Raw genomic sequence first — 18670 nt, forward strand, 5'->3', positions numbered from 1 at the left:
ATCCTAATCAAAAATTATTGCGATACCAGTTGTTCTTGTGATGTTTGCTTGGCGGCTGATCCTTGAGTCCCCAATTGAATGAGTTCAATTTTGTAGCCATCGGGATCTTCCACAAAAGCAATGACTGTCGAACCATGTTTCATTGGCCCTGGTTCCCGCGTTACTTTACCACCACGATTTTTAATTGCTTCACAGGTAGCATAAATGTCATCTACTCCCAAAGCAATATGACCGTAAGCGTTACCTAATTCGTATTTTTCTACTCCCCAGTTATACGTTAATTCAATTACTGCATTGTCACTTTCATCACCATAGCCAACAAACGCCAAGGTAAATTCTCCCCCTGGATAATCTTTTTGACGCAGTAATTTCATACCTAGGAGATCACAGTAAAATTTCAATGATTCTTCTAGGTTCCCTACCCGTAACATTGTATGTAGTAAACGCATAATGACTAATGAATTTTTAGCTTCAAGTTGTTGATTTCTGCCAACATTCTACAAGGGACTGCTCAAAAGTATAGGACTCATATTTGATTTGGGAAAAAAATCAGTACATTCAGATCAGGCTTCTTTCCTACTCCCGACTCCCCATTCCTTATTCCCTACCTGCACTAGATAAAAGTGCTATGTGCTGCACCACTAACTACATTTTGACGAAAAACAATCTGGCTGGTAGAGTAAAAACCGACCAAGACATTACCTATTGGACAATATGTTAAATTATCAAATCTGAAGAATTAAGCAGAGTTGAGTACTGATTGCGATCGCCACTGCTTGCCAGGTAAGATAAACACTACAGCAGATTTAAGTCCTTGAATTATCCTTTCTCCAGTCGAAAGTAATCTTTCCCAACGGTCTTTTCGCAGTTCTCGATGCTGAATAGCGTTACGTGCTTTGTTGGCGTTACGTAAGCTCTCTATTAAGTTAGCGCAAGCATCAAAAATAGTTGTGACAATTGTTTTATTGCTGACCTTGGTTGGTAATACGATATTTGGGGCGGTTTGAATTAGATGAACTAACTGCGATCGCATTTGTTCATCTGGCATTAAACCTGATGGATAATTAATCACAATAGACGAAGCTGAAGGGTTAATTCTCACTTTTGCAGTTTTAATTTGAGATTCTATTGCTACCTTCAGTTTATTGGCATACTCTTTATCTTTAGCAAGTCGCGGCACTCGCAAGCGGATTCTTCCAGCAATTGCATGAGCAATGCTATATGCAATTGGTTGAGTTTGTGGTTGATGATGAGTTGAATTTTTCCTTTGCTGATTTTGGTGTAAACTCAATAAATTTTTATAATTCATATCCAAATTTGTCTTAACTAAAAAATATTTTTTATATGTATTTTGTAATTGTTTTCAGCAATTAAAGATAACATCCAATATAATAAGTGTGCCATAAGGGAAAAAACTCTATCCGCAGAAGAGTATCCGCAGCTATCAAAGGTATGACGATAAATCTAGGCTTACTGCTCAGTTTACTTGGATAAAATGAAACCATTTAAGTTAAAGGTTTTAAATCAATGTCAGAGGATGTTTGAAAAGTATTTATCCGTAGTTTCAAGCACTCGTTGATCCCCCCTAGCCCCCCTTAAAAAGAGGGGAATTAATCTCAAAGTCCCCCTTTTTAAGGGGGATTTAGGGGGATCTAAAGTATTTTGCTACCAACAAGCAGACTTTTAAAACAACCTCTCAGAGGCTTTTCCATTCTCAAATTCTGCTGAACTCAATAAATGGCATCAAGGTATTACAATGGCTAACCGTAATAACATTTTCTGTTATAGCCTTTCTCATTCTAGTGAAGTACAAGCAAGAATAATTAACCGCCGATGGCCGCAGATAAATTTGTAACTCAGCAGACCAGGAAAGGCTATATAAAATTACGACAACATTGAAACTTATAAATTTCACTGTTGTCGGAGTAATAAAATTTAGCGAGCAAGTACCGCTACTTTGGCATGTTTATTCACATAGTTAACAAATAATTGCTTCAGCCTCGGACTCACACTAAAACCATTAAAGTCTTCTAAAAAGCCAAAGCCTAAACTTTTGGCTTTAGCTAAGGTTTGTTCTGCGTTTAATCCTTCTTTGATGGCTATACTTAACAGCGCAATTCCTGTTGAACGCATTCCGGCTGCACAATGGATGAGAACTGGTTTAGGTAGCTGTTCTAGCGTCTTTAGGGTTTGGGTAATCAATTCCTCATTCAGTGCTTCTAGCTTGACAGGTACGTTGACATAATATAGTCCCAATTTTTCCGCAAGCTTCTGCTCATCCCGAAAAAATCCTAATTCATCAGGCGATCGCAAATTTAACACGGATTTATAACCTTCTTGGATAGCTTGCTCTAGCTGTTTTACTGAAATTTGTCCTGTTGTTGTTAAGCTGTCGTTGATTAATATGGCGTTATTCACATTCACTCCTTCTAACTTGGCTTGCAAAAATGCTGTGAGCAGCTATTCAAAAATGCACAGCGAAATTTGACAAAAATGCAATTAATCGGCTGATTAACGCTAAATTTGTCTTTTTGTTTTGATAGTTTTATTGCTCTATCCATAATATACGGTTAATCTATCGACTTACCGATGTTTAGAACAAATAATCGATATGACCGTTAGATTTAGTGGTTTTTATCTATTTGCTAAGTTGTCCAACTGTAGGAAGCGAGCGATCGCAGTTTGTTTCGGATATTGCGTTTATGAAATACAATTGTGCTATTACAGTTGCATAAACTTCGCCATGACTTCCATCATCCCTGGACAGAACAAACCATTAGAGCCAGTTTTACTTCAAGAACAAGAAATTCAATCTATCAAGCAGCTAGAAAGTATACTGGAACCAGAAGATACTCAACTGCATTTAGTAGGCGCAAATGGCGAAACAATTCCCATCCCTGAATCAGTAGATAAAGTGTTGCGTAAAGTTGTTCAGGCAATGGCATCAGGTAAATTAGTCTCAATAGTAATTCAAGAGCAAGAATTCACAACACAACAAGCAGCAGACTTTCTGAACGTATCACGTCCCTATCTAATTAAGTTGTTAGAGCAAGGTGAAATTCCTTACATCATGGTAGGTACTCATCGGCGTGTAAGATTTGAAGATTTGCAGCAGTATAAACAACAGCGAGATAGCAAGCGTAGAAAATTTTTGCAAGAGCTAATAGAGATGACTGAAGAAGCTGGTTTGTATGAAGATGCTGAGTAACAGCTTAGGAAAATAGCTATGCTCAAAGTTATCTTAGATGCGTGTGTTTTATTTCCAATGTACTTAAGAGACACCTTGCTATCCACTGCGGAATCTGGACTGTATCTACCTTATTGGTCACAGAGAATCTTAGATGAAGCAATGAGTAATCTAGTTCTCAGGGGTAAGATTTCTGCTGAAGGCGCTAAAAACTTAGAGGAAGTTATCAAATATGCTTTTCCTGAAGCAATGGTTGACGAAGTGCCTTGGGAATTAGAACAGGCTATGACGAATGATCCCAAAGACCGTCATGTTCTTGCTGCTGCGGTCATAGTCAAAGCTGATATAATTGTCACGAATAATCTTAATGATTTTCAAAACCAAGCTTTAACACCGTGGCATGTCAAAGCACAGTCGCCTGATAATTTTCTGAGTGAGCTATTCGATGAATACCCAAGAGAAATGATTCAAGTTCTCCAGAAACAGTCCCAAAATTATAAAAGAAGTCCTAAAACTTTTATTCAGTTACTTGAACTGTTGAGTAAACAGTTACCGGGATTTACAAGCAAAATTTTATCTCATGAATCTATCTAAAAATTAGTGGAAACACAAAAATCTCTGAGTTTATAGCTCAACGTTGACTGCAAATGTTACATCTAAGATTGTTGAGCAGTGAAAAAAATCAACGTGAAAGCACAGGTATTCAGAGGCGTAAATCAACTTTCTTACGAAGAAATCCCAGTTCCAACCCTAGAACCAGATGAGGTACTGGTGCAGGTGCAAGTTGTGGGGCTGTGTCAGTCGGATATTAAAAAAATCCTTTATCCTCTTTATGAACCGCCACGCATATTTGGACATGAGACTGCGGGAAAAATTGCCGCCGTGGGTTCAGAAGTTAGAGGTTGGCAAGTGGGACAAAGGGTAGCGGTGATGCACCACATCCCATGTATGCGTTGCGCTTATTGTTTAAATGAAAATTTCTCGATGTGCAATGTCTACAAAAATATCTCTACCACAGCAGGGTTTAATGCTAGTGGTGGTGGTTTTGCAGAGTATGTGAAAGTACCAGGACACATTGTGCAGAATGGTGGTTTAATTCCGATCCCCGAAGATATTAGTTTTGAAGAAGCAAGTTTTGTGGAACCGACAAATTGCTGTCTCAAAGCAGTGAAGAAAGCCCAAATTGCCCCCGGACAAACAGTATTAGTCACTGGAGCCGGGCCGATTGGGTTAATGTTTGTGATGTTGGTGAAGTATTTTGGGGCAAAAGCGATCGCCACTGATTTACTGCCCTCTAGAATCGAAAAAGCTTTGGAGGTTGGTGCAGAAGCAGCTTTTGATGCCCGTGATCCCGATTTACCCACGAAAATTCACGCCCTCACAAATGGACTAGGTGTGGATGTGACCTTGTTGGCTGTACCTAGTGAAAAGGCGTTCTTTCAAGCACTAGACTGCACTCGTAAAGGGGGGAAAATACTGTTTTTCGCTGAGTTTCCCGATGAATTAGAAATTCCTATCAATCCGAATATTCTTTATCGCCGAGAAATTGATTTGATGGGGAGTTACAGTTCTTCTTACCGTCTTCAGGCGCTGTCGGCGGATATTGTATTTAATCGGCGGATTGATATTCCCGCCTTAATTAGCGATCGCTACCCTCTCAAAGATTTATCAGCAGCCGTAGAACAAGCGATCGCCCCTTCTCCTGATACATACAAAATATTAATCTATCCTTGATCCGGGCAAACAAGCTAACACGTAGAAAATACTTATAGCTGATTGTCAATTCCAGTGGGAAGTATGAAGTATAAAGTATGAAAATTTATTCTCTACTTGACTACTTCTGACTTTCCACCGATCTCCATCTACCCCAACTTATGCCCATGACCTTAGTGATAGTTGCCATCCTCGCTTTTTATGTCGCCTGTAATCTTGGTGCTAACGATGTTGCCAATGCAATGGGAACTTCTGTGGGTTCCAAAGCTGTGACTCTCAAACAAGCCATCATTATTGCTGGAGTTTTAGAGTTTACTGGCGCTGTCTTATTTGGGCATGAGGTGTCAGAAACTTTAGCAACAAAGGTTGCCAATCCTAGTTTATTTGCTGCCACACCCCAATTATTGGTAACAGGGATGATTACTGTATTAATATCTTGCGGTGTATGGTTGCAAATTGCTACTGCCAAAGGTTTACCTGTATCATCTTCTCACGCCGTCGTTGGTGCGATCGCAGGCTTTAGTGCTGTGGCAATGGGTATAGGTGCAATTGATTGGTCATCAATTGGCATGATTACCATTGGTTGGTTACTCACACCGATAATTAGCGGTAGTATTGCAGCTTTGTTTTACAGCCAAATTCAACGCTGGATTTTAAATCAACCAAATCAAGTTGCACAGCTAAGAGAATGGATTCCTTGGCTGAGTTCGGCTTTGTTGGGCGTGTTTGGCGTGATTGTCCTACCTTCGCTAACGCAACCTTTAACGAATTTCTTAACTGCACAAGCAGGAATTAACATCCCTGTATATGACATCCCTTTATTCACAGGTGCATTAGCAGCAGTGGGACTGACTGTAATGAGTTGGCGACAACTAGAAAAAGAGGCAGGAGATACACAGAGCAGAGAGCAGAGGAATAATATTTTACTCCCCACTCCCAACTCCCAACTCCCGACTCCCGTTGAAAGATTATTCGGTCGTTACCAACTACTCAGTGCTTGCTTTGTGGCGTTTGCACATGGTTCTAACGATGTGGGAAATGCGATCGCACCTTTAGCCGCGATCGTTTATATCAATGCGACTGGTAACGTACCAATCAATGGTATCGATATCCCCTTGTGGATTTTGGTTGTTGGTGGTGCAGGAATTGTTACAGGTTTAGCGATTTGGGGAAAAAACGTCATTGCGACTATTGGCGAAAACATCATTGCTTTGCAACCTAGTAGTGGGTTTTGTGCCGAACTAGCTACCGCCACTACCATTCTTTTAGCTTCTCGCTTGGGTTTACCTGTTTCGACATCTCACGCACTGGTTGGGGGTGTAGTGGGGATCGGGATGGTGCAGAGCCTGAACTCAATTAAATTTCAAACTCTGCAAGCGATCGCTGCTGCATGGTTAATTACAGTTCCTTTAAGTGCAGTCCTGAGTGCAAGTATCTTTAGTATTGCGCGGTTGGTTTGGCACTAACTGAAAATGGGGAGTAGGGAGTAGGGAGTAGGGAATAGGGTTTTTAAATTCACTGGGAAAATTTGTTGATGGATGCCTAATTCAAAAAAACTAGGAGTAAAAATTGCAAAATAAATATTTAAATTATCCTGATGCCTTTTGCGGAATACTTTGAAATACTAGAAGTAGCTAAAATATATTTTAGGAGAGAATAATACTTAAAAATTCCCCAGGAAAACAAACTAAGCTCTCAGATAAATGTAAACTGTTGCCAAAGTTACATTCTAGAATGATTTACATCTAGCTTTTACAAAGTTATTATCCTGAATCATTTCCAGGCATTTATTCGCAAGTATTTAAAATTTACTGTTGCTATCAAAATAGTAAGTACTTATATTGAGTGATAGATTTTATATTTCAAAATCTCACTTTTAAAGGACTGAATTTTCTGGCTGATACGTGGCACAAACTATGTGAAGCTGTACAGCCCAAGACTATATACTTTGCCAAGCTGTGTTCAGCGTGACAAAATTACTTTGATACGTGCAAATCTTGTTAAATTTTTTGGTCTATCTGACAAAATACTGAAATTTAGTATGAGCGCCAAGCAAATTTACGGGAAGCAGCTTTATCTTCAAGGTGTTAGAGGTTAGAAGCTAATGGGGCGAATTGAAAAACGGCCAGATAGCCCGCGAGTTAGAGGCGAACTATCGAGATCAGCAGAAACAGCACTCTGGGCTGTTGTGGAGGATTTAGAAAATCTCCAACAAAATGTGCTGAGATCATTGCAAGAAGAAATTAAACGGTTACAAGCAGATAAAGAACGACTGTACGATGACATTCAAAAACTGCTAGAGGAAAAAGAACACTTACAACAAGTGCGACAAATTACCGAACAGCAGGTGTTAATCCGACAGTTGGCAGAAGTTTTAGCCAAACATATTTCTTCTCAACTGCAATCATCACTGAAGAATTTAGCTAACGAACTAAAAATGACTGGTGCTGATGAACAAGCAGTACTAAAATCAGCCGAAAGTAATGAGCAGATTAAACAAATGCTGGGCAGTTTGGATGATACTCTGACCATTACTTTTAATTCGCTGCAACAAGAACTAAAAAATTATCAAGGTAATTTGTCTCAGCAGTTGTCTCGGATGCAAAGCCAACAACAGCAAGGCGAAACGATTGTAGAGGAATTAGTTAATCGCCTGCGTGGGGAATTAACTAAAGCTATCCAAGAAACTACCCAACCTACAAAGCCATCGCCACCAACGGTTCTACAACCAGATGAGCCAAAGTTGGAAAGTGCTATGAAAGTATCGCCCCCGACAGTTTTACAATCAAACGAGCGATCGCCTGCTAATTCTTTTACAGTATCTTCAGCTACAGTTTTACAACCAGATGAGCCACAGCCGGTAAATTACCCTCTGTTATCGGAAGTCACCAATAAATCGAATGACAACCAAACGACTGCTTCTTCAACAGAAACATCTTCAGCCGTAATTGTTCCACCAGTTAAGGAAAGCCCCACTCAGCCAATTTCCATCGCTCCCAAGGACTTTCCCCCCAAGGAAAAACCACCGGAACCAATTGTTTTACCGGACAAAGATGTGGCGGAATCTACATCTAGCAATGTTGCAGCCAGTGAACAAAATGCTGTACTCCGGTTTGATGTACCAGAAACCCAAATCCAATCTCCTTCTAGCAAGGCTAGTGAGCCAGTTTCGGTTATCAGTGCAGATTTAGTAGAAGATGAGCCAATTTCTCCACCGCCTGCACCAGCACGCAGATCCCGAAGACCTAGCAAACCTCAAAGTTTATCTCCAGTGCAGATTGGGTTTTTGCTAGTTGTTTTGTCTACGGTGGTGTCTTCACTGTATAACGTCGCTGTAAAAATGATGTTCCACCAAAGTTCTGCGGTGGTGGGCAGCTTGGCTGTAGAACGGTTATTATTACCGACTTTGGGCAATATTTTCTTAATTTTATTGCTGCGCTTGGCGATTGTAGTACCGCTCACGTTGCTGTTAGCACCGATGATGCACCCCCAAGTTTGGCAAGATATCAAAAACTTAATGGAATCATTTCAAGGTAAGCCTTCAGCCGCTAAGGTGAAAGCTCAGAGAGTGTTGCAACTATCAATTGCGAGTGGTTGCTTTTTGTTTTTATCGCAGGTGTTGATTTATCTGGCGATTGGTCAAGTAACAACGGGTATGGCGATCGCACTATTCTTTATCTATCCCGGTATTAGCGGTTTGTTGTCTTGGCTGTTATTCCGTGATAAACCCAATAGCGTGCGTGGGGCTGCCATTGGTGCGATTTTCTTAGGTGAATTATTAGTTTTAGCTGGTGCTGCAACGGCGGGGATCAGCGATTTTTCTATTGGTAGCAGTGCCGCAATTTTTGGTGGGATCGCCTTTGCCTGCTACGTGATGCTGACTCGTGTCTGCGCCGCTAAACTGCATCCTGTGTCTTTTACTTTAGTTAGTTTCACCACCATGTTTGTTTTGAGCTTCATTGGTTTGATGTTACCTTTACCAACCGCTTGGAGCTTAACAATTGATGGTTCTAAGTTATTAGAGATTATTCTAAGTGCCTTTATTTTGGGCGTGCTGACACTTTTAAGCTATGTCCTCAACAATATTGGTATTGGTAAACTTGGAGCCTTGCGATCGGCAATTATTGGCGCAGGCGTACCGATATTAACCGTAGTGTTTGCTGGGTTGTTGATTCAAGAAAATTTAGAAATAATTCAGATTCTCGGCGTTTTATTTGTCACATTTGGTGCTGCGGCTTTTAGTTTTGAGAAAATGCGTCATCAAGTTAAATCATCAAGTGCTGAAAATTAAATAACATAAAGCAGCGATAGCAGTAGCCAAGTTGCTTAGGACATCGATAAATAATAAGACTTAGACACAGACACCACAAAGCTTTTACCCCTGTCATCTGTCACCTATTACCTGTCCCCTGCTATATGTGTCCGTGAGGAAAGTTAAAAGTCGAATTTTAAATAAAACTTTGATTATCTCAACTTTGATTTTTAACTTTTCAATTTTTTATTTTGTTTTAATAATTGTCAACAGGCGACGACAAACTTAGTAATCAATCCAAGTCAATCGTCTTATACAATTCCCAAAAATCCTGCATCCTAAAACTTTTTTAGATATTGTCCGGTTAATCCAGAATGATTTGGGAAATTTGTACATTAGCAGCAAAACCCTCTGCTCTAGGCTCTGAACTCTCAGTCAGTCTTTCACCGATAAATTTATTACCCTTGGTATCACTCTAAAAGTCAAACAATATGAAATCTGGTAATTGCATTACGTCACCAGATACCTGTATATTTTATAAATAACAACGTACAACAGCCTTTTGACTAACTTTCCGACCTGTTTAACACCCAAATATTTAGGACAAAATAAATAAGAAAGTTACTATTCCTGTACGTAATTTACAATTCTGATACTGTGAATATTGAAACATATTCACTGCTACTCACCACCTCAAAACATAGGTTTTACAGTTAAAAGGGGCTATAAAATCATCAGATACTACATACCGTAAAAGCGGCTTTTTTATATTCATTGAAATATCAGGAATCCTTAATAATTCCTATTGTGTAAACTAAAAAATAGAGAGTCTTAATATAATATTAAGATTGAGTTAATTTACATAAACTTGATAAAAAAGCTGACAGAATAGAATATCATGATTAAAGGCAATAAACGGTATTTTGGACGGGAAACTATCTACCTGATTTGAGGAATTAGATTTCTCTAAGTACTAACTACCTAAAGATGCCCGAAATTTGCCGAAAGCTGTGAGCATTATGGTAGTCTACTAGTATCTGCTAAACCTGTAATTTGATTCAAGTTCAGTAGATGATTGACTCTCAGATTACTCATCACGAATAGGAAATCGACGAGTAACCAGAATTCTCTACAAACCCAAAGAAAGCAGTCATTCTTGGGAAAGGTGCATACCATCAAGTCCATCGGCTGGTTAGGTGTTGCCACAATCAGGAAGTATTTTCCGTTTGTGAACTAACCTAGGTTGTAACATCCTGGCTACCGAAGACAATCTTTATAGATTAAATCGGAAAAATAGATGGTTTTGTAATTGGTATGACAAGTAGAGGAATTTCATGGTTATTTGTGAATCTGTCAGGAAAAGATGACAATAGCCAAATCAACTAACTTCTTTTTAGTAGTGATTTGCTATATAATTCGGAGCCATTGGCAATTTCAACTGCTAGTAACCTGAAAGTCACAGCATCCTAGAAAGTCTCAAGTAAAAATATCGCCTAAAGTTTGGGTGTATACTACTTACTTCCCTCTGACTATAAATCTGTAAACGTGCTATTTAACTGTCTGTAATATGAGTAACGACATAGATCTGATCAAACAACTTGGCCCTAGTGCAATGGATCAGATCATGCTTTATCTGGCTTTTAGTGCTATGCGGACTAGTGGGCACAGGCATGGAGCATTCTTAGATGCAGCAGCTACGGCAGCTAAGTGTGCAATTTATATGACCTATCTTGAACAGGGACAAAACCTGAGAATGACGGGTCATTTGCACCACCTGGAGCCAAAAAGGGTCAAAATTATTGTGGAAGAAGTCAGACAAGCTCTGACGGAAGGCAAGTTGCTAAAAATGTTGGGTTCTCAAGAACCACGCTATTTAATTCAACTGCCTTACGTCTGGATGGAGAAATATCCTTGGCAACCAGGGCGATCCCGTGTGCCAGGAACTAGCCTGACAAGTGAAGAGAAAAAACAAATTGAGCAAAAATTACCTGGTAACTTACCAGACGCGCAATTAGTGAGTTCGTTTGAATTTCTCGAACTAATTGAATTTTTGCATAAGCGATCGCAAGAAGTCCTCCCGCCTGAACATCAAATGCCCTTGAGTGAAGCCTTAGCAGAACACATCAAGCGCCGCCTACTTTATTCAGGTACGGTGACAAGAATTGACTCACCTTGGGGAATGCCCTTCTATGCACTAACTCGTCCTTTTTATGCACCAGCAGACGATCAAGAACGTACCTATATCATGCTAGAAGATACCGCTCGGTATTTTCGGATGATGAGAAACTGGGCAGAAAAACGACCAAATTCCATGCGTGCTTTAGAAGAACTGGATATTCCTCCAGAAAAGTGGGATCAAGCAATGGAGGAACTTGACGAAGTTATCCGCGCTTGGGCAGATAAGTATCACCAAAGTGGTGGTATTCCCATGATTTTACAGATGGTTTTTGGTAGAAAAGAAGATTAACACCTCCGGCTCATAAAAAGTAAGCATCCTAACACTCAGCAACCGGTAAATCTCAAATCAAATGTACAAGCGTTACGACGGGTAGGCTCCTGCTGCAAAATTTAGAGACATTGTTAGCTTTTGTCTCGAATGGCAGGATGCTTCCGTTGCCATCCACATTTATAAATTGGATGATTCAGTATTTTATTAGCTTATATAAATAAACAGGGTTATTCTAGTTACCAGTAAGACTTTCTTGATTTCCATCTGTCGCATTCTTTTTTCAAATTGGTATATAGCGTTTATCAGTTTAGTGCAGTACAAGTTGATAGGGGACAGAGGCTAGAGGCTAGGGACTAGAGACTAGAGGAATGTACCTCATTGAGATGAAAAACGCTGTAAGTAATATTAGGTTTAGAGACGATTTATCAAGTAAACATTAAATTATAGTAGCTGTCTTCAAAGTCAAGCGATCATTAGCTAGAAAAAGCTTATTAATACAAGAAACCACAGATAAACACTGGGTTTATCTGTGGTAAAAATGAATTTTGCCTTCAATGCCAACAAAAACTATTGGAATTGAAAGCGAGAAAATTCTAGACGGAAGCGAAGTAAACTTTAGACTTCACAGGATCAGGAGTCATTGTCTGATCACCAGGTTGCCAACCAGCCGGGCAAACTTCATCTGGATGTGATTGGACGTGCTGAATAGCTTGTAATGTCCGTAGGGTTTCATCAACGCTACGACCAAAAGCTAGGTTGTTAATAGTAGCGTGTTGAATGATACCATCTTTGTCAATCAAGAACAGACCACGCAATGCAACTCCTGCTGCTGGATCAAGCACGTTGTAAGCGGCGCTAATTTCTTTCTTGATGTCGGAAACTAGGGGATAATTGAGGTCGCCTACGCCACCAGATTTGCGATCAGTTTGAATCCAAGCGAGGTGGGAGAACTCACTATCAACGGAAACACCGAGAACCTCAGTGTTAAGTTTCTTGAATTCTTCGTAGCGATCGCTAAATGCTGTGATTTCAGTAGGACAAACAAAGGTAAAGTCTAGGGGGTAGAAAAATAAGACTACATACTTACCACGATAGTCGGAAAGTTTGATTGTCTTGAATTCCTGATCAAATACAGCAGTTGCTGTAAAGTCGGGAGCTTGTTGACCAACGCGGAGGCTTCCTTCTGTTCCGTAAGTGAGGGACATTAACCTAATTCTCCTTCAACTTATATTTCGTTTTAGTAGCGTTAGAATCCGGGTCAGGTAAACTCACCCATCTACGCTGATTCACAGTTTAATTACGATCTGTTACGACTATATCATAGTCATAACGATTTTGAGTAGCAAATGACCAATTTAGATACAAGAGAATGGTTACTCACCAATGGCTTAGGCAGTTTTGCCAGTGGGACAGTTTCTGATGTCCGCACACGCACCTACCACGGTTGGTTATTTGCTGCTACAAATCCGCCATCAGGGCGTGACTTGCTGTTGTCACACTTGGAGGCGAGTTTAGAAGTATCGAAGGGGGTTGTGGCATTAGGAACAAATATTTGGGGTAGTGGAGAGATTAAGCCCAGAGGTTACGAATTTCTCCGATCTTTTGATATTAACCCCGTACCCAAATGGATTTGGGGTGACGAACACTGGCAGTTAAGTAGACAACTGTTAATGCCTTGTGGTGTTGAGGGAAGTAGGGAAAATAGCCCCCACTCCCATCGGATTTTGATTCACTATCGTTATGACGGACTAGAGACAGCGATTTTAAAACTGAGGTTGTTGATTTGCGATCGCGACTTTCATCATCAACAAACTGCCACAGGGTTACAATTTTCCCAATTGTTAGGACAACAACAAGTTTGCCTACAAGCGATCGCATCGGGACACTTTGGTAAACCTTGGTATTTACGCTGGACACAGGGTAAATATCAAGCAGACGCATTTTGGTATTGGAATTACGTCTTACCAGAAGAAACACGGCGGGGATTAGGTAATTATGAAGACTTGTATAGTCCTGGCTATTTAATCGTCACTCTCCAGCCAGGAGATAGCGTCACTTTGGAAGCAAGGTTAGGTTTTCCTGATCCCCAACAAAGCACGCTATTACCAGAAAGCTTTGCAGAAGCGATCGAAGCAGAACAAGAAAGACTCAGCCAGATTTTTGGCTACATTCAACCCAAACATCAAGATTGGGAATCAACAACAGGCTTATTGACGAGTAAAGCAATATCAGCCAAGGAAAACCCTCTACCCCCTGTTTCTTGTCCACTACTGAATACTCAATCGCTGATTTGGCAACAACTAATCAAAGCCAGTGATCAGTTTATTGTGTATCGGGCTGCCGTGGCTGGCCCAAGCATCATTGCTGGTTATCACTGGTTTAACGACAGAGGACGTGATGCGTTAATTGCCTTACCAGGTCTAGCATTAGTACCGCAACGCTACGAATTAGCCAAAGGAGTATTACACACCTTGGGGCTTTACTGTCGCCACGGTTTAATTCCCAATGGCTTTCCTGATGTTGATGGTGAGCCATCTTACAACAGTATTGATGCGGCGCTGTGGTGGATTGAAACATTAGGACTGTATTTAGAAGCTACCCAAGACTGGGAATTTTTAGCAGACCAATTCCCGATAGTGCAGCAAATTCACAAAGCCTTTGTAGGTGGTACACGTTATAACATCCAAGTTGATGCTACAGATGGATTAGTAGGTTGGTATGCTCGCGGTGTAGCTTTAACTTGGATGGATGCACTAGTTAACGGTCAACCTATCACGCCGCGTTATGGTAAACCAGTAGAAATTAATGCTTTGTGGTATTCGGCTTTGTGTTGGATGAGCCAATGGGCGCAACGCTTAAGCCAAATGCGAGTGGAAGATGCACCACGTTTAGCCAAACAAGCGCAACGTTATACACAGCAAGCACAACAGGTAAAAGTTTCCCTACAAAAATTCTGGAACCCGATGTTGGGTTACTTGTACGACACCATTGAACCAGACGATCGCCGTAACTCCCAAATTCGCCCCAATGCTGTGATTGCATTATCTTTGCACCATTGTGGATTTTCCCAACAACAAGGCCGTCAGGTACTTGACTTAGCAACTTATCGCTTGCTGACTCCCTATGGACTGCGTAGCCTGGATGCGATTGATCCCGAATATGTCGGTAAGTATATTGGTATGACTCATGAGCGCGATCGCGCTTACCATCAAGGTACAGTTTGGAGTTGGTTAATTGGGCCGTTTATTCGTGCTTGGCAGCGTTTTTATCCCAAACAACCAATACCCTTTCATTGGCAACCCCTCATCGACCATTTTCTTGCTGATGCTTGCCTTGGCTCCATTTCCGAAATTTTTGACGGCGACCCCCCACACACCCCCAGAGGTGCGATCGCTCAAGCTTGGTCAGTAGCAGAGGTGATGCGTCATATCCAGGGATTTCCGTAGGTAGAGGGTAAGGGGTGGGTGCAGGGGTGCGAGGGGGCTGACAGGTGTAGGTTTTTTACGTTCTGCCCCAAAAATCTTGATTTAGGGTGTAGGGGTGTAAGGGTGTGAGGGTGATGAAACTCTGATTAAATCGTGATTTTTAGAGTCGCTACTCATCACTCTGTTAAAAACCTACACTTGTGAGGTGCGAGGGGGCAAGGGTGCAAGGGTGCGAGGGGACAAGGTGGACAAGGAAGCAATCTTTCTCTTTCTACCTTGTCTACCCCCTCGCCCTTGTCTCCCCCCTCTACCTTGTCTCCCCCCTCTACCTTGTCTCTCCGAACTCCCCACTCCCCACGCCATCAGTTCTACTATTAAAAAAGTGCCTCTTGAATACTAACTCCCGCTACCCATGCCTTTATCGCGCATAGTAACGCTAATTGTTGGTCTAATTGTCATTTTGGCAATGAGCCTATGGCTGATAGATTCCCTATCACGCCTTTATTGGCAATTGTCTTATTCGCCATTACTCGGTAATTTGCTGCTGTTGCTGCTGGTTGTCTTGATTGGTGGATTAGTGGCGGCGTTTGTTTATTACGTTCTGGTGCTTCAGGCTGGAGAAAAACGTTCTCGCCAAGGGCGCAGGCGGGTGACACCAGCCCAAATCCCGGCGGCAAAATCTGATGCAGCTTCCTCCACACTCCAAGCTGTGCGCCAACAAGTATCGCAAATACAAGATGAAGTCGCCCGACAAGCTTTATTAAGCCGATCGCGGGAAATTGAAGCTAATTTAGCACGGGGTGAAATTCAAGTTGTGGTGTTCGGTACAGGAAGTGCCGGTAAAACTTCCCTGGTGAATGCGATTATGGGGCGGATGGTGGGTCAAGTCAATGCGCCAATGGGTACTACCACAGTCGGCGAAACTTATTGTTTGCGGTTGAAGGGATTAGACCGCAAAATTTTAATTACCGACACACCGGGAATTTTAGAAGCAGGAGTCGCAGGTACAGAAAGGGAACAGTTAGCGCGAGAACTGGCGACAGCCGCAGATTTATTGTTGTTTGTGGTGGATAATGACCTGCGTCGCTCAGAATATGAACCATTGCGGGGTTTAGCAGAAATTGGCAAGCGATCGCTGTTAATTCTGAATAAAACTGACCTGTATACAGATGAAAATAAAGAAGTGATTTTGGCACGGTTGCGTGAACGAGTCCGGGGTTTTATTTCTGCTCACGACGTGGTGGCGATCGCGGCTAACCCCCAATCGGCACAATTAGAAACAGGGGAACTTTATCAACCAGAACCAGATATTGTCCCACTGCTGCGGCGGATGGCGGCTGTACTGCGGGCTGAGGGCGAGGATTTAGTGGCGGATAACATTTTGCTGCAATCTTTACGCCTGGGTGAAGAAGCACGTAAACTCATCGATGCCCAGCGTCGCCGCCAAGCCGATAAAATTGTTGAGCGATTTCAATGGATTGGGGCTGGTGTCGTCTCAGTTACACCCTTACCTTTTGTAGATTTATTGGCGACAGCCGCCGTCAACGCCCAAATGGTTGTAGAAATTGGCAGAGTCTACGGCTGCGAGTTGAATATGGAACGGGGGCGGGAATTAGCTTTATCTTTAGCTAAAACTATTGCCAGTTTAGGGATAGTTAAAGGTGCGATTCAATTAGTTTCGACAGCTTTGCAATTGAATGTTGCCACATTTATTATTGGCCGAGCCATTCAAGGCGTAACAGCCGCATATTTAACCCGCATTGCCGGCAAAAGTTTTATTGAGTATTTTCGCCATGATCAAGATTGGGGCGACGGCGGTATGACAGAGGTAGTACAGCGTCAGTTTCAAATCAACCGCCGCGATGAGTTTATTAAAGCTTTTATTCAAGAAGCGATCGCCAAAGTTGTCAAACCTTTACAAGAAAAAGTAGAAGCCCTTGATCAAGATGAAGAAACTCATTAGTGCTGAGTTGGATTAGACAAGGTAGAGGGGGGAGACAAGGTAGAAATCTTGCTTCTGTGTCCCCCGTATCTCCCGTGTCCCCCTTGTCTCCCTTGTCTCCCTCGTCCCCTAGCCCCTAACCTCTTTCATTGTAAACTTTCCACTAAGTAAAAATTACGTAAGTAATGTGACATCTTCGGATATCAGTATTGATAAATCCTTACGTAATCAAATACAGAGAGAATTTTCACTGAGATAGTACGGAAATAGGAATTTAATCTTTTCGTAAAATAACCAGATTTTTATTGCCGTTTTCTTTTTCTACTGACAGTATGGAAATATGCAAAGGCAACGATGACAATCGAGCTTTAAGGAACTAGGGAGTTAATTAGAGATGTAAGGCAGCGAGCTAAATTAGTGTACTTATTTAATTGAGCAAGTGCGTAGCCAAAACAGCATTTCTGACATTGCAAAAGCTATTGAACCTCATAATTTCGACTTCTGCTAATTTGCGTAAATATCGCTTGCACAGCGCGTTTTGTGCTGCTTCGACATGATGCAAATCAGTAGGAAATCACTTAAAAGAAACTACTGAGGTTATCAAGCTGATTGATATATAACCTGCCGTTAATGCAATAACTTGATGTCTACTTTATGAACTGCTGGAAATTTCTTTCTAGTGCAGAAGTAATTTGGCAAAAAGTTTATTGACACTCCCCCATTTTATGAAACCTAATTTTGGAGAAATTCAACTCATGCTGACAACATCTTACAAAAAACTATCTCAAGCGACTGCTGGTATTGCCCTTGGTGCTGCAATGTTAGCGACTGTGGGTAATGCTCCTGCACAGGCTGTAACTTTAAAAACATTTAATATTTCTGGACAATTCGCGCCTCAAGCTATTTCTGGTTCCACTGGAGTAGCTGTAGATTTACAGAATGGTTCTTTTTCTGGAACTTATACAGTAGATATAGACCAACTACCAACTGCTACGAGTGTCCTTTTAAATGACTGGTCTATTGTTCTCAAAGATGCTTCTAACAATATTTTGAGAACATTTTCTAGCAGCTTGCTGGGACACACTGGTCAAGTCATGCAGAATAGTTTGCTATTTAGTAACAACATAGGTACAAACGAAGGTGAAGTCACAGAAAGTTTAGGATTAACATTTCCCTCTGGTTTTACAGGCTTACCTATGGCTGTTGCATCTAGCGGAAGATTCAGTAGTGTTATAGATATCAACGATACTTTAACTGCTGGAAGAATAGCAATCACATCTGCAACTGTCAAACCAGTCCCAGAACCTGTTTCTACTGCTGGTGTTGCTGTGGCTGGTGTTGTGGGTTTATGGATGAAGCGTAAGCAAAAAGCACCAATAGCATAGTTGCATTCCTGAAAGACGGGGATAATTCATAAACTGGATTAGCTTGATTGCAGAGTTCTTTTCTACGCAAATACGCACTGGGGTTCCTTCTCTCCTCGCAAAGGAACCCTTTTCTTTGGGCTACCAATCTTCCTTGTCCCCTTTGTCCCCCTTGTCTCTAAATGATGCTTAAGTCCCCTCTGAAAATATTGCCAGTAAAAACACGGCATTGATGGCTCTTTTTGCGATACTATATTCAATGTTTGGTTAATTTCGATTTATATGTAGTGCATATAGCAAAAAAAAATAAATTTGTGGATAAAAATACGTAAAAATTA

Annotated in this window: 13 protein-coding genes; 9 read left to right on the forward strand and 4 right to left on the reverse strand. The window is 41.3% G+C overall.

The window, feature by feature from the left end; translation table 11 throughout:
* Positions 1-14 precede the first annotated feature (14 nt).
* The 3 genes from gloA to H6G79_RS01260 all read right to left on the reverse strand — a co-directional run bounded on the left by gloA (position 15) and on the right by H6G79_RS01260 (position 2418).
* Positions 15-449: a lactoylglutathione lyase gene (gene gloA / locus H6G79_RS01250; protein WP_190588023.1), complete on the reverse strand. Its 435-nt coding sequence runs from the start codon at positions 447-449 to the stop codon at positions 15-17.
* 290 nt (positions 450-739) lie between these two features.
* Positions 740-1309 (reverse strand): HMA2 domain-containing protein, encoded by a 570-nt coding sequence (locus H6G79_RS01255; protein WP_190588024.1) that lies wholly within the window; start codon positions 1307-1309, stop codon positions 740-742.
* Between the two features lie 626 nt (positions 1310-1935).
* Positions 1936-2418 carry a beta-lactamase hydrolase domain-containing protein gene (locus H6G79_RS01260; RefSeq protein WP_190588025.1) on the reverse strand — a complete coding sequence of 161 codons (483 nt, stop codon included), beginning with the start codon at positions 2416-2418 and terminating at the stop codon, positions 1936-1938.
* Between the two features lie 325 nt (positions 2419-2743).
* Between H6G79_RS01260 and H6G79_RS01265 the strand changes: the two genes are divergently transcribed.
* The 6 genes from H6G79_RS01265 to hetR all read left to right on the forward strand — a co-directional run bounded on the left by H6G79_RS01265 (position 2744) and on the right by hetR (position 11619).
* Positions 2744-3208, forward strand: coding sequence for a helix-turn-helix domain-containing protein (locus H6G79_RS01265; RefSeq protein ID WP_190588026.1), 465 nt, complete (start codon positions 2744-2746; stop codon positions 3206-3208).
* 18 nt (positions 3209-3226) lie between these two features.
* On the forward strand, positions 3227-3781 hold the full coding sequence (locus tag H6G79_RS01270) for a PIN domain-containing protein (RefSeq protein ID WP_190588027.1): 555 nt from the start codon (positions 3227-3229) through the stop codon (positions 3779-3781).
* Between the two features lie 93 nt (positions 3782-3874).
* Entirely contained in the window at positions 3875-4921 is a 1047-nt protein-coding gene (locus H6G79_RS01275) for an alcohol dehydrogenase catalytic domain-containing protein (protein ID WP_190588317.1), read from the forward strand.
* A 140-nt stretch (positions 4922-5061) separates the two neighbouring features.
* Complete coding sequence (locus H6G79_RS01280; RefSeq protein WP_190588028.1) at positions 5062-6366, forward strand: inorganic phosphate transporter; 1305 nt, start codon at positions 5062-5064, stop codon at positions 6364-6366.
* A gap of 638 nt (positions 6367-7004) precedes the next feature.
* Positions 7005-9191: a DMT family transporter gene (locus H6G79_RS01285; protein WP_190588029.1), complete on the forward strand. Its 2187-nt coding sequence runs from the start codon at positions 7005-7007 to the stop codon at positions 9189-9191.
* 1528 nt (positions 9192-10719) lie between these two features.
* The gene (hetR, locus tag H6G79_RS01290) at positions 10720-11619 is read left to right on the forward strand and encodes a heterocyst differentiation master regulator HetR (protein WP_062295448.1); all 900 of its coding nucleotides are present in this window, start codon (positions 10720-10722) and stop codon (positions 11617-11619) included.
* Positions 11620-12194: 575 nt separating this feature from the next.
* Here hetR and H6G79_RS01295 read toward each other — a convergent pair.
* On the reverse strand, positions 12195-12806 hold the full coding sequence (locus H6G79_RS01295; protein WP_062294438.1) for a peroxiredoxin: 612 nt from the start codon (positions 12804-12806) through the stop codon (positions 12195-12197).
* Between the two features lie 141 nt (positions 12807-12947).
* Here H6G79_RS01295 and H6G79_RS01300 point away from each other — a divergent pair, with 141 nt between their 5' ends.
* The 3 genes from H6G79_RS01300 (at position 12948) to H6G79_RS01310 (ending at position 18353) form a co-directional block, all read left to right on the forward strand.
* Positions 12948-15047 (forward strand): amylo-alpha-1,6-glucosidase, encoded by a 2100-nt coding sequence (locus H6G79_RS01300; protein WP_190588030.1) that lies wholly within the window; start codon positions 12948-12950, stop codon positions 15045-15047.
* 391 nt (positions 15048-15438) lie between these two features.
* Positions 15439-16989, forward strand: coding sequence for a YcjF family protein (locus H6G79_RS01305; RefSeq protein ID WP_190588031.1), 1551 nt, complete (start codon positions 15439-15441; stop codon positions 16987-16989).
* Positions 16990-17693: 704 nt separating this feature from the next.
* On the forward strand, positions 17694-18353 hold the full coding sequence (locus H6G79_RS01310; protein WP_190588032.1) for a PEP-CTERM sorting domain-containing protein: 660 nt from the start codon (positions 17694-17696) through the stop codon (positions 18351-18353).
* The last annotated feature ends 317 nt before the right edge of the window (positions 18354-18670 follow it).

The sequence above is a fragment of the Anabaena sp. FACHB-83 genome (genome assembly GCF_014697485.1).
GTDB lineage: Bacteria > Cyanobacteriota > Cyanobacteriia > Cyanobacteriales > Nostocaceae > Nostoc_B.